The sequence below is a fragment of the Pseudomonas botevensis genome (assembly GCF_019145475.1).
In the GTDB taxonomy this organism is placed as follows: Bacteria; Pseudomonadota; Gammaproteobacteria; order Pseudomonadales; family Pseudomonadaceae; genus Aquipseudomonas; species Aquipseudomonas botevensis.
The window spans coordinates 14615-26491 of record NZ_JAHTKI010000030.1 but is presented as its reverse complement, the minus strand read 5'-3'; the positions used below and the strand labels follow the sequence as shown (position 1 = coordinate 26491).

The following is an 11877-nucleotide window of genomic DNA, read 5'->3' as shown; positions in this document are numbered from 1 at the left end:
GAGTAAGCACCATGAGTATTTCCCTTCGCGACCAGTTGCTCAAAGCAGGGTTGGTCAACCAGAAGCAGGCCAAGCAGGTCACCAAGGACAAGCAGAAGCAACAGCGCCTGGCCCACAAAGGCCAGATCGAGCTGGATGATTCGCAGCAACGCGCCGCCCAGGAAGCCCAGGCCGAGAAGGTCAAGCGCGACCAGGAGCTGAACCGTCAGCAGCAGGAGAAGGTCGAGGCCAAGGCCCGCGCGGCGCAGATCAAGCAGTTGATCGAAGTCTCGCGCTTGCCGAAGCTGACCACCGAGGACTACTACAACTTCGTTGACGACAAAAAGGTCAAGCGTATCTCCGTCAACACGCTGATGCGCAACAAGCTCAGCGGCGGCTCGCTGGCGATCGTGCACCATGCCGGCGGTTATGAAGTGATCCCTCGTGAAGCGGCCCTGAAGATCCAGAAGCGCGATCCGCAGCGCATCGTGCAGATGAACGAGAAGGTCGAAGAGGTCAATGCCGAGGACGATCCGTACGCGGCCTACCAGATCCCTGACGATCTGATGTGGTAAGCCTGCCGCGTCACGCCGCCAGGCGGTGCTGACAGCGTCCAGAAACGACGAACCCCGCTCATGGCGGGGTTTGTCGTTTTCAATGCTGTGATTGGCTCAGGCGGATTTCAGATCCCGCTGCCGTTCTTGCAGTTCCAGTTCGGCCTTGTAGTTGTGGGCGTCGATTTCGTTATGGAACATCCCGACCAGCAAATCTTGTTGATGCACATCCCAGATCCGTATACCGGCGGCTACGCCTTCATGGGACATGTGTGAATCGTCGCGTTCAGTTACTTTTACAGTCATCTGCTAGCTCCAATCTCTGTTATCTGCAGCAAGGCGTGTGCAGGACTCTTTTATAGATTTTGTTAGCCGGCTAAGTAAACGCTCTATTTGTGCAATGTATTCTTGCGAAATTCGCAACAGTGCTGCAGCCCGCCAAATCCGCGACATTCAGTCGCAGGGCGGTTGGTTGCATGACAGATGTTTCATCTTTGAGAGTGATTTCAGCTGCTTGGAAAAGAGGACGTGAGGTTTTGCGCAGGCGAAAAAAAACGCCCCGAACCAGTCGGGGCGTTTTCATGTGCGGCTCAACAGAAGGGCATTACTTGCCTTCCCAGCGCTTCAGCACGAGGGTGGCGTTGGTGCCACCGAAGCCGAAGCTGTTGCTCATCACGGTGTTGATGGTGGCGTTTTCGCGGGTCTTGGTCAGCACCGGCAGATCGGCCACTTCAGGGTCCAGTTCGTCGATGTTGGCGGAACCGGCGATGAAGTTGCCTTCCATCATCAGCATGCAGTAGATCGCTTCGTGAACGCCGGCGGCGCCCAGGGAGTGACCCGACAGGCTCTTGGTGGAGCTGATGGCCGGTGCCTTGTCGCCGAACACTTCGCGTACACCTTTCATTTCCGCGACGTCGCCGACTGGAGTCGAGGTGCCGTGGGTGTTCAGGTAGTCGATCGGGGTGTCGACGGTGGACAGCGCCTGCTGCATGCAGCGGATCGCGCCTTCGCCACTCGGGGCAACCATGTCGTAGCCGTCGGAAGTCGCGCCGTAGCCGACGATTTCCGCGTAGATCTTCGCGCCACGGGCCAGAGCGTGCTCCAGCTCCTCGACCACGACCATGCCGCCACCGCCAGCGATGACGAAACCGTCACGGTCGGCGTCGTAGGCGCGGGAGGCTTGTTCCGGGGTGTCGTTGCGCTTGCTGGACAGGGCACCCATGGCATCGAACAGGAACGACTGGCTCCAGTGCTCCTCTTCACCGCCGCCGGCGAAAACGATGTCCTGCTTGCCCATCTGGATCTGTTCCATGGCAGTACCGATGCAGTGAGCACTGGTGGCGCAGGCAGAAGCGATGGAGTAGTTCAGGCCCTTGATCTTGAACGGCGTGGCCAGGCAGGCCGAAACGGTGCTGCTCATGGTCCGCGTTACGCGGTATGGGCCGACGCGCTTGACGCCTTTCTCGCGCAGGATGTCCAGCGCTTCCATCTGGTTCAGAGTGGAAGCACCGCCGGAGCCGGCGATCAGGCCGGTACGCGGGTTCGACACTTGCTCTTCGGTCAGGCCGGAGTCGGTGATGGCGTCTTTCATGGCCAGGTAGGCGTAAGCCGCCGCGTGGCCGACGAAGCGATAGATCTTGCGATCGATCAGCTCTTCAAGGTTGAGGTCGATGGAGCCGGAAACCTGGCTACGCAGACCCATTTCGGCATATTCCGGGTTGAACCGGATGCCCGGGCGGCTTGCACGCAGGTTAGCGGAGACGGTCTCTTTGTCATTGCCCAGGCACGAAACAATGCCCAGACCAGTGATAACGACGCGGCGCATGCGAATAACCCTTAGAAGTTGTCAGTGGAGGTGAACACGCCGACCCGGAGGCCTTCGGCGGTGTAGATTTCGCGACCGTCGACAGTGACCGAACCGTCGGCGATGGCCAGGTTCAGCTTGCCCTTGAGGACGCGCTTGATATGAATGTTGTAGGTGACTTTCTTGGCGGTCGGCAGGACCTGACCGAAGAACTTCACTTCGCCCGAACCCAGCGCACGGCCACGGCCCGGCAGGCCTTGCCAGCCCAGGAAGAAGCCGACCAGTTGCCACATGGCATCCAGACCCAGGCAGCCCGGCATCACCGGATCGCCCTCGAAGTGGCAGGCGAAGAACCACAGGTCAGGGTTGATATCCAGCTCGGCGACCAATTCACCTTTGCCGTACTTGCCGCCTTCTTCGCTGATCAGGGTGATGCGATCCACCATCAGCATGTTCGGGGCGGGCAGTTGCGCGTTACCTGGGCCGAACAGCTCACCGCGACTGCAGCGCAGCAGGTCTTCCCGGGTAAAGGCGTTTTGTTTGGTCATGCGAGCTCCTCAATAGTCCCATGCGGCAGGTGGGGCAAATCTTCCCGGCCGATCGAAGCGTTCATGCCTCGATCCGGCAGCCTACTCATAGACTATTGCGTTGTAGTGAAAGTCACAGCACCAAGGACATGAATGTACACTTGTGCACTGAAATTTTTATTCAAGCCCCTTTTGAGGCTCGTTTCGGTGCCTAAGACTGCCGCACTTTCGCTTTTCACGCCAGTCGCAGATGGTCGAAAGGCCGTTACTACTGCACCCAGCGTTGCAGAATCTGCTGCAGGTCATTGCGTTTGAATGGCTTGGCCAGGTAGTCGTTCATTCCTGCCGACAGGCAGTTCTCGCGGTCGCCCTGCAAGGCGTTGGCGGTCAGGGCGATGATCGGCACCTGACTGCAGCCGGGCAGGCGGCGGATCTGCCGGGTCGCCTCGTAGCCGTCGATGACCGGCAAGCGGCAGTCCATCAGAATCGCCTCGAAGCTGCCGTCGCCGGCACTGCGCACCGCTTGCGCGCCATCGGTGGCGACGCTGACGGCAAAGCCCAGGCTGCGCAGCATGGATTCGATCACGGTCTGGTTGACCGGGTTGTCCTCGACCAGCAGCACATTGCGCCCCTCGCCGTGACCGGTGCCGTTCACCGCACGCGGCGCGGTCAGTGCCGGCAGTGCCTGCTTATATAGCGCCAGCGGAATTTCCAGGGTGAACACCGAGCCGCGACCTTCCTCACTCTGCGCGCGCAAGGTGCCGCCCATCCGTTCGGCGAGGGTACGGGCAATCGGCAAACCGAGGCCCGTGCCGCCGTAGCGCCGGGAAATTGAGCTGTCGGCCTGCTGGAACGCATTGAACATCAGCTCCAGGCTCTCCGGAGGAATGCCGATGCCGCTGTCGCGTACCGAACAGGTGAACCACAGCAGCTCGTGATCCAGCGATTGCCACTGCGCCTCGATGCTGACGCGCCCCTGTTCGGTGAACTTCAGCGCGTTGCCCAGCAGGTTCACCAGAATCTGCCGGATCCGCGTTGGATCGCCCTGAACCTGCAAACCGCGCATATCGTCCGGGATGCGCAGTTGCAGGCTCAGGCCACGCTGCACCGCGCTGTGCTGGAACGACTGGGCGCAGGCGCCGATCAGGTCGGCAAGGTTGAACGCGATGTGCTCCAGTTCCAGTTCCGAGCGCTCGATGCGCGAGAAATCGAGAATATCGTTGATCACCTTGAGCAGGTGCTCGGTGGATTCCGAGGCCAGGGCCGCGTATTCGATCTGCTCCTCGGTCATTTCGGTGGTTTCCAGCAATTGCAGCATGCCGAGCACGCCATTCATGGGTGTGCGCAGTTCATGGCTCATCATCGCCAGGAAATCCGACTTGGCGTTGTTGGCCTTTTCCGCCTCTTCGCGGGTCTGGATCAGTTGCGCCATGGCCTGGTGCTGTTCGCGGCTGGCCTGCTCCAGAGCCTGGGCCAGGTTGTTGATGTGTTGCGACAGGGCACCGAGTTCGGTGTCATCGACGATCGGCAGCGGTGTCTTGTAGTCGCCGTCCTGAATCGCCTTGACCGCCAGGCCGATATCCCGGATCGGCTGCGCCAGGCTCCCGGCCAGACGTCGCGCCAGAACAAAAGTGAAAAGCAGGGCGAACAGCGCCAGAACCCCGGCCTTGAACAGGATTTCCTGCTGGCGCTGACTGAACGCATCGTTGGACAGGCCGACAATCACCCGCCCCAGATAGTCCTCGCCGGCCGTGCCGTTGGCGCTTTTGCCGTCCTGAAAGAAATCGTTGTGCAGGGCAATGCGTTGCAGGCGCACCGGAGCCTGGAACACTTCGACCTGATGCGGGCGCCGGTGGCTGTCCGCCGGTTGTTCGACGTAGACCAGAATCCGGTTGGCACTGTCCTGAATTTCCAGAAAACGTACGTTGGGTGTCGCCAGCGTGGCCTTGAGCAGACTTTCCAACACTTCGTTATTGCCGGAAATCACCCCGTACTCAGTGGCGGGGGCCAGTTGATTGGCGATCAGTTGCCCGGTGTGATTGAGCTCCTGGCGCAAATCCTGGATGCGCACGAAGGTGAAAAAACTGATCAGCAGCAAGGTCAGCAACAGCGCAGGCCCCAGGCTGATGAGCTGGGTGCGGGTGTTGATGTCCCATCGGCGACGAAAAATCATGGGTGGCGCTCTCCTTCGGCCAATTCCGTAGCAACGGAGACTTCATCAATCGGTTCGATACTCAGGGAACGAGCCACTTGCGCATTGCTTAAGACTTTAAAACGTCCGGGATAGAGCGAGCGCGGCCAACTGGCGGGTGGGCGGTCGAGCAAGTCGTCGAGGATTGCCAGCCAGTCGCGCTGGTCGCTGTAGGTGCTGGCGAGGCTGCCGGCCCGCACGAATGCGGCGTTCGGGCCAACCAGCGCCAGTTGCCGCGAGTAGCTGCTGAGCAGCAGGTTTTTCGCGGTTTTCGGGTTGTACAGATCGGGATCGTCGAGGCCCAGCAACACATCGCTGTTTTTCAGCACCGCTTGCAACGGGCGGCTGTCCTGGGTGTTGTCCCAGCGCTGGCCGACGATTTCCAGATGGAACGGGCTGGCCGCCAGATGCAGTTCCTTGAGCATGAACTCGCTGTGTTGATCGAACAGCACACCGACCCGCCGGGCCTGGGGCAGAATCCGCCGGATCAGTTGCAACTGCCGGCTCAGTGGCGGATCGCTCCACAGCAGGCTCAAATGCGCGGGCTGCGCGCCGGCTAAACGCTGCTGCGCTTGCAGGCGACTGATGCGCAAGACCAGCGTCGCCGGGCCTTGGGACTCTTTCAGGCGCCAGTCCAGGCTCGGCAGGTCCAGCAGGATCAGGCGCAGGCTGGCCGGCAGCTTGCCCGGCGCCGGCAGGCTGGCCAGCGGCTGGAAACGCACGCGGTCGGTCGGGCGCAATTCGCTCAGGGCCTGCACGAACGACTGCACGCCGGGGCTTTCCTCGCTGCCGATCAGCAGAATGTCCGCCGCCTGAACCGCCACCCCATGCAGCCAGGCGGTGAGGAACAGGCAGAGGCCGATCAGCCATTGACCGACCGTTGGCGTCTTCCGTGACGTGCCGTAGCGCATGTCAGAACTCCAGCTCGGCGCTGAAGTACATCACCCGGCGTTCGTCATAATTATTGTCGACGAATGTGGTCGGCTGGTGATCGAGGCGCTGTTGCAGCACGCCGGCCAGTTGCAGGTGGGCCTTGCCCAGGGGGATGCGTTTGGCGATGCGGGTATCGACCCGTTCGAAGCGGTAGCCGTTGAGCGCATTGTCGCCATAGTAGAAGAGGGCACTGTTCCAGCCGTGGCCCCAGTCGCGCAGCCAGCCGGCCGAGCCGCTGTTGCGGGCGGAGAATTGCTGGTCGAGAGGATTGCTCGCTTCGGCGTCAACGAACGCGTAGGTCAGGCGCAAGCGGTCGATCTGGCTCAGGCGCCAGTCCAGTTGACTTTCCGTACCGCGAAAGCGCGAGTTGTTGGCGTTGCTGGCGATGTACTGATTGTTGCGCAGCGGTTCGCTGATCATGCCGCTGATTTCGTCGTAGAACAGCTTCACGTCCAGCGCCAGGCCAAGCTCGGCAAAATAACCGTTGTAGCCCAGCTCCCGCGAGCGTATGTGCTCCTGGTCGAGATCGCCGGGGCCACGGGTCTTGACGAAGTAGCGCGCCGAAGACTGGCCAAAGGCTGCGGGCTGCAGGTTGGTCACCTGATAACTCCAGTTGACGTTGTTCTCGAACATGTCCGGCGAACGGATCGCCTCCGAGTACACCGCACGCAGGCTGTGGCGCGGGTTGATCAGATAATTGACGGCGAACCTGGGCGTCAGCGAGCTGCCGATCAGCCGGGTGTCCTCGTACATCGCACCGCCCTGCAACAGCCAGTGCTCGCTGGCACGCCACTCCAGTTGGCCGAAGGCACGCCAGGTGGTGTCGTCCAGAGTGCCGTTGAAGTACGTCTCGGAATCGGCCCGGTCGTAACGATAGTTCATGCCGCTGACCAGTCGCAGGCTGTCGGACAGGCTGAGGGTGTCCTGCAATTCGAGGTCGTAGCGCGATTCCCGGGTGCTCTGGTCGATGTCGCCGCAAAGGGTCTGGCTGGCGCCGTTGCGCCATTGATCCAGCACCTGATTGGCCAGGGCCATTTCCGCCGCAGTGCCGGGCGGCGCGCCGGGACCGGCGAAGCGCGGCATGTTACGCGCCAGTCGCTCGGTGTAGTTCGGGTTGAGCTGCCATAGCTGCGTGAGTTGCGGGCTGAACGATACTTCGGCGTCGCAGGCGCGCCAGACTTGCTGGCGATCCCAGTGCTGGGCCGAGCCTTGTATATAAAGGCTGTGATCTGGATTGACGTCGAGGTTCCAGCGCACCGAACCGGCGTAATCCTTGGCGATTACGTCGGAATTGTTCCCGGCGGCGGTAATCCCGGAGAACACCGGGTGGTAGGTGTAGGGCCGCTGGTTGGTGCCGTCCTTCGCGTCGATCTGCCAGTCGAGACTCTGGTTGTCGCTCAGGGCCTGGCTGACCGCGAGGCTGAAGCGGTTCAAGCGGCGGCTGTCACGGTAGTCGGCGCCATTGCGATCGCTGTCGAAACCATCGTCTTCCTGGCCGGACAGCGACAGACGCAGATCACCGCCGTTCCAGCCGAGGCCCTGGCTGGCATAGAAATCGTTGATGCCGCGCTCGCCACGGGTGATCTTCAGGCGGGTGCCGTGACTGTCCGCCGGATGGCGGGTGATGATGTTGACCACCGCCATCAGCGCGTTGGCGCCGTAGCTGACAGTGTTCGGCCCGCGAAACACCTCAATGCGCTCGATGTCCTCCATGGCCACCGGAATGTCGCTCCAGTCCACCGTGGCCAGGCCCGCGCGGTACACCGAGCGGCCGTCGATCAGCACCTGCATGCGCCGTGCTTCGCTGGCGTTGGTGCCGTGGTAGTTGACCGCCGCCTGATTGCCGCTGATGTTGCCGACCATCATCCCCGGCACCAGGCGCAGCAGTTCGCTGATGTCCCGGGCGCCGCTGGCGTTGATCAGTTCGCTGTCCAGAACGGTCATGCTCCCCGGTACTTCCGCCGGTGTCTGTTTCAGCCGGGTGGCGGTCAATACTTGCGGCAGGCTCTCGCTCTCGAGAAACAGGTCGTCCGCCAGCAATGCCGGGCTGAACAGCAGCGCCAGCAGCAGCGACGAACGAGTGGAGGAGGGGCCAAGAGACACGACACAGCCTTGATAGTGAAGAATTGGCGCGCATGTTAACCGACGGCAGTGACTTTTCCAGTCACGTTGCAGGCATTTTCCTCGCTTTTGTTGGTCTTCTTCCTACAAGTGCCGGTAATTGATCTCGGGGCTGTCCGAGCGGGGGCCGCTCCGTATAATGCCCGCATCGCCACTGGTATGGATTAACGGATTACATATGACTGAACAGCGCCCGATTGCGGTCCTGGGAGGCGGAAGTTTCGGTACCGCCGTGGCCAATCTGTTGGCCGAGAACGGCCATCAAGTCCGGCAGTGGATGCGTGATCCGGAGCAGGCCGAGGCCATCCGGGTCAATCGCGAGAACCCGCGTTACCTCAAGGGCATCAAGATTCTGCCGCAGGTGACCGCCGTCACCGACCTGCAAGAAACCCTCGACGCCTGTGACTTGTGCTTTGTCGCGCTGCCGTCCAGCGCGTTGCGCACGGTGCTGGCCGCCCATGCCGAGCGCTTGAGCGGCAAGATGCTGGTCAGCCTGACCAAGGGCATCGAAGCCCACACCTTCAAACTGATGAGCCAGATTCTCGAAGAGATCGCCCCGCAGGCGCGCATCGGCGTGCTGTCCGGGCCGAACCTGGCGCGGGAAATCGCCGAACACGCACTGACTGCCACGGTGGTCGCCAGCGAAGACGAAGACCTCTGCAAAGAAGTGCAGGCTGCGTTGCATGGCCGTACGTTCCGTGTGTATGCCAGCGCCGATCGCTTTGGCGTGGAACTGGGCGGTGCGTTGAAAAACGTTTACGCGATCATCGCCGGCATGGCGGTGGCGCTGGAAATGGGCGAGAACACCAAGAGCATGCTGATCACCCGCGCCCTGGCCGAGATGACCCGGTTTGCGGTGAGTCAGGGCGCCAACCCGATGACGTTCCTGGGCCTGGCCGGCGTCGGCGATCTGATCGTCACCTGCTCGTCGCCCAAGAGCCGCAACTATCAGGTCGGTTTCGCCCTCGGTCAGGGCCTGAGTCTCGACGAAGCGGTGTCGCGGCTGGGGGAGGTCGCCGAAGGGGTCAACACCCTGAAAGTGCTCAAGGCCAAATCCCAGGAGATTGGCGTGTACATGCCGCTGGTCGCCGGGCTGCATGCGATTCTGTTCGAAGGGCGCACGCTGGAGCAGGTGATCGGGCTGCTGATGCGGGCCGAGCCGAAAACCGACGTCGACTTTATTTCCACCAGCGGTTTCAACTGAAGTAGCAGGGAGCCAACATGAACGATCCGAAAATCGAAGCCAAATACGAGTCCATCCTGCTGCGCGTGCTGTGGATGATTGTCTACGTGCTGGTCTGGCAGGTCGCGCAGTTCATCCTCGGCGCGGTGGTGCTGGTGCAATTGATCTATCGTTTGATCTACGGCGCCCCGAGCGCCGGCCTGATGAATTTCGGCGACAGCCTGAGCCAGTTCCTGGCGCAGATCGGCCGTTTTGGCAGTTTCCACAGCGACCAGAAGCCTTGGCCGTTCGCCGACTGGCCGACGTCACGAGCCCCGGAAGGCGAAGCGCCGCATGCGGTGCCACCGGCCGCCCATCCGGTCCGAGATGAGGAACCCAAGCTATGAAACTCTGGGTATTGCGTCATGGCGAGGCCGAGCCCTACGGTTCGCGCGCCGACTCCGAGCGAGCGCTGACCGAACACGGTCGCAAGGAAGTCTTGAGCAGCGCGGCGCGGCTGATCGGCCAGCCGTTGACCGCTATCTACGCCAGCCCTTACCTGCGTGCGCAGCAAACGGCGCAATTGGTGCGTGAGGCACTGGGTTTCGAACCGGAGATCCGCACGGTCGAGTGGCTGACGCCGGAAACCGATCCGGACCGGGTGACCGATCAACTGGTGTCGGTGAGCAACGTGCTGCTGGTCAGCCACAATCCGCTGGTAGGGCACCTGCTGAGCTACCTGCAACACGGCGCCGGGCATCCGCCGGAAAAAGTCAGCACGGCGGGCCTGGCGGAGCTTGAGCATGGCGAACTGCTGATCGGCTCGATGACGCTCAACAGCCTCAAACACCCCTGAAATTATTTGTTTGAAATTTCCAACCAAGCACTTGCTTGGTTGGCTACGCTTGCTCCAGACCCAAAAAGAGGAGCGAGTCGCATGTCTGTCGCATCCCGTTTGCCGCTGGACGTGTTCTACGAGCGTGAAGCCCGGCATCCGCGCCAACGCTTTCTGGTGCAACCCATCGGTGGCGGGCAGGTCGAGACCCTGACCTGGGCTGATGTCGGCCATCAGGCTCGCTGCGCAGCGCACTGGCTGCGTGCCCGGGAGTTGCCCCAGGGCAGCCACATTGCGCTGATCTCGAAAAACTGCGCGCACTGGATCATCGCCGACCTGGCGATCTGGATGGCCGGGCATGTCTCGGTGCCGCTGTATCCCAATCTCACCGCCGACTCCGTGGGCCAGGTGCTCAGGCACTCCGACAGCGTGCTGGCGTTCATCGGCAAGCTCGATGACTGGCCGGGGATGTCCCTCGGCGTGCCGGAAAACCTGCCGACCATCAGCCTGCCGCTGCACCCGCCGGGCACGTTCGATTTCAGTTGGGAAGACCTGCAACGCAGCTCGCCGATCCAGGACGACCCGCGACCTGCCGCCGAGCAACTGGCGACCATCATCTACACCTCCGGCACCACGGGCCTGCCGAAGGGCGTGATGCACAGCTTCGCCAACCTCGGTTTCGCCACGACGCGCGGCACGCAGTTGTTCGGCCTCAATGAAAACGACCGGCTGCTGTCCTACTTGCCGCTGTGCCATGTTGCCGAACGGATGTTCGTCGAACTGGCGTCGATCTATACCGGGCAGACCGTGTTCTTTGCCGAGAGCCTCGACACCTTCATCACCGATCTGCAACGGGCGCGGCCCACGGCGCTGTTTGGCGTGCCGCGAATCTGGACGAAGTTCCAGATGGGCGTCTACGGCAAGATCCCGGCCAGGCGCCTGGATTTTCTGCTGGGTCTGCCCTTTATCGGCAAACGGGTCGGGCACAAGGTCCTGGCGGGGCTGGGGCTGGATGCCTTGCGCGTAGCCCTGTCCGGCGCGGCGCCGGTGCCCCAGGCCTTGCTCGACTGGTATCAGAAACTCGGGCTGGAGGTGCTTGAGGTGTACGGCATGACCGAGAGCAGCGGTTATTCGCACATTTGCCTGCCGGGCCAGTACAAACAGGGCTGGATCGGCAAGCCGTGCCCGGATGTCGAGGTGCGCATCGACGAGAGCGGTGAAGTGCAGGTGCGCAGCCAGGCGAACATGCTCGGCTACTACAAAGAACCGCAGAAAACCGCAGAAACCCTGACACCGGACGGCTTTCTGCGTACCGGCGACAAAGGGGAACAGGACGTCGAAGGACGCTTGCGCCTGACCGGGCGACTCAAGGAAATCTTCAAGACCAGCAAGGGCAAATACGTCGCTCCGGCCCCGATCGAAAACCGACTGGCGGTGCATTCACGGATCGAGCAGGTCTGTGTGGTCGGCGACGGCCTGAGCGCGCCGCTGGGTTTGTGCGTGCTGTCGCTCGCCGGGCGCGACGAGGGCCGGGCGAGCCTGCATTCGAGCCTGGAAAAACTCCTGGAAGAGGTCAACGCGGTGCTCGATAAACACGAACGTCTGCGCCGGCTGGTGGTGGTCAAGGACAGCTGGGCGGTGGAGAACGGTTTCCTCACCCCGACCCTGAAAATCAAACGCAACATCATCGAAGACACCTACGGCGCACGCTTCGAAGAATGGAGCGAGCGCAGCGAGGCGGTGCTGTGGCAGGATTGAGCGACGACCCAAA

The 11877-nt window shown here is 61.8% G+C and carries 11 protein-coding genes; 5 read left to right on the top strand and 6 right to left on the bottom strand.

Annotation, left to right across the window (positions count from 1 at the left end; translation table 11 throughout):
• Nucleotides 1–11: 11 nt before the first annotated feature.
• Nucleotides 12–554 carry a DUF2058 domain-containing protein gene (locus KVQ74_RS26475; RefSeq protein ID WP_217834333.1) on the top strand — a complete coding sequence of 181 codons (543 nt, stop codon included), beginning with the start codon at nucleotides 12–14 and terminating at the stop codon, nucleotides 552–554.
• A 96-nt stretch (nucleotides 555–650) separates the two neighbouring features.
• Here the strand turns inward: KVQ74_RS26475 and KVQ74_RS26470 are convergent, their stop codons facing one another.
• From KVQ74_RS26470 to KVQ74_RS26445, 6 genes are all read right to left on the bottom strand, one after another.
• Nucleotides 651–839: a hypothetical protein gene (locus tag KVQ74_RS26470; protein ID WP_217834332.1), complete on the bottom strand. Its 189-nt coding sequence runs from the start codon at nucleotides 837–839 to the stop codon at nucleotides 651–653.
• A gap of 298 nt (nucleotides 840–1137) precedes the next feature.
• Nucleotides 1138–2358 carry a beta-ketoacyl-ACP synthase I gene (gene fabB / locus KVQ74_RS26465; protein ID WP_015096439.1) on the bottom strand — a complete coding sequence of 407 codons (1221 nt, stop codon included), beginning with the start codon at nucleotides 2356–2358 and terminating at the stop codon, nucleotides 1138–1140.
• A gap of 11 nt (nucleotides 2359–2369) precedes the next feature.
• Entirely contained in the window at nucleotides 2370–2885 is a 516-nt protein-coding gene (gene fabA, locus KVQ74_RS26460; RefSeq protein ID WP_003227150.1) for a 3-hydroxyacyl-[acyl-carrier-protein] dehydratase FabA, read from the bottom strand.
• 247 nt (nucleotides 2886–3132) lie between these two features.
• Entirely contained in the window at nucleotides 3133–5037 is a 1905-nt protein-coding gene (locus KVQ74_RS26455) for an ATP-binding protein (RefSeq protein WP_217834331.1), read from the bottom strand.
• Complete coding sequence (locus tag KVQ74_RS26450) at nucleotides 5034–5966, bottom strand: ABC transporter substrate-binding protein (protein ID WP_217834330.1); 933 nt, start codon at nucleotides 5964–5966, stop codon at nucleotides 5034–5036. The genes KVQ74_RS26455 and KVQ74_RS26450 overlap by 4 nt, the downstream gene beginning before the upstream one ends.
• Nucleotide 5967: 1 nt before the next feature.
• On the bottom strand, nucleotides 5968–8091 hold the full coding sequence (locus tag KVQ74_RS26445; RefSeq protein WP_217834329.1) for a TonB-dependent receptor plug domain-containing protein: 2124 nt from the start codon (nucleotides 8089–8091) through the stop codon (nucleotides 5968–5970).
• Between the two features lie 196 nt (nucleotides 8092–8287).
• Between KVQ74_RS26445 and KVQ74_RS26440 the strand changes: the two genes are divergently transcribed.
• The 4 genes from KVQ74_RS26440 to KVQ74_RS26425 all read left to right on the top strand — a co-directional run bounded on the left by KVQ74_RS26440 (nucleotide 8288) and on the right by KVQ74_RS26425 (nucleotide 11864).
• Nucleotides 8288–9313: an NAD(P)H-dependent glycerol-3-phosphate dehydrogenase gene (locus tag KVQ74_RS26440; protein WP_217834328.1), complete on the top strand. Its 1026-nt coding sequence runs from the start codon at nucleotides 8288–8290 to the stop codon at nucleotides 9311–9313.
• A gap of 17 nt (nucleotides 9314–9330) precedes the next feature.
• Nucleotides 9331–9678, top strand: coding sequence for a DUF4389 domain-containing protein (locus tag KVQ74_RS26435; protein WP_217834327.1), 348 nt, complete (start codon nucleotides 9331–9333; stop codon nucleotides 9676–9678).
• Nucleotides 9675–10127: a phosphohistidine phosphatase SixA gene (sixA, locus tag KVQ74_RS26430; RefSeq protein ID WP_217834326.1), complete on the top strand. Its 453-nt coding sequence runs from the start codon at nucleotides 9675–9677 to the stop codon at nucleotides 10125–10127. Before KVQ74_RS26435 ends, sixA begins: the two co-directional genes overlap by 4 nt.
• 81 nt (nucleotides 10128–10208) lie before the next feature.
• Entirely contained in the window at nucleotides 10209–11864 is a 1656-nt protein-coding gene (locus tag KVQ74_RS26425) for an AMP-binding protein (RefSeq protein ID WP_217834325.1), read from the top strand.
• Nucleotides 11865–11877: the final 13 nt, after the last annotated feature.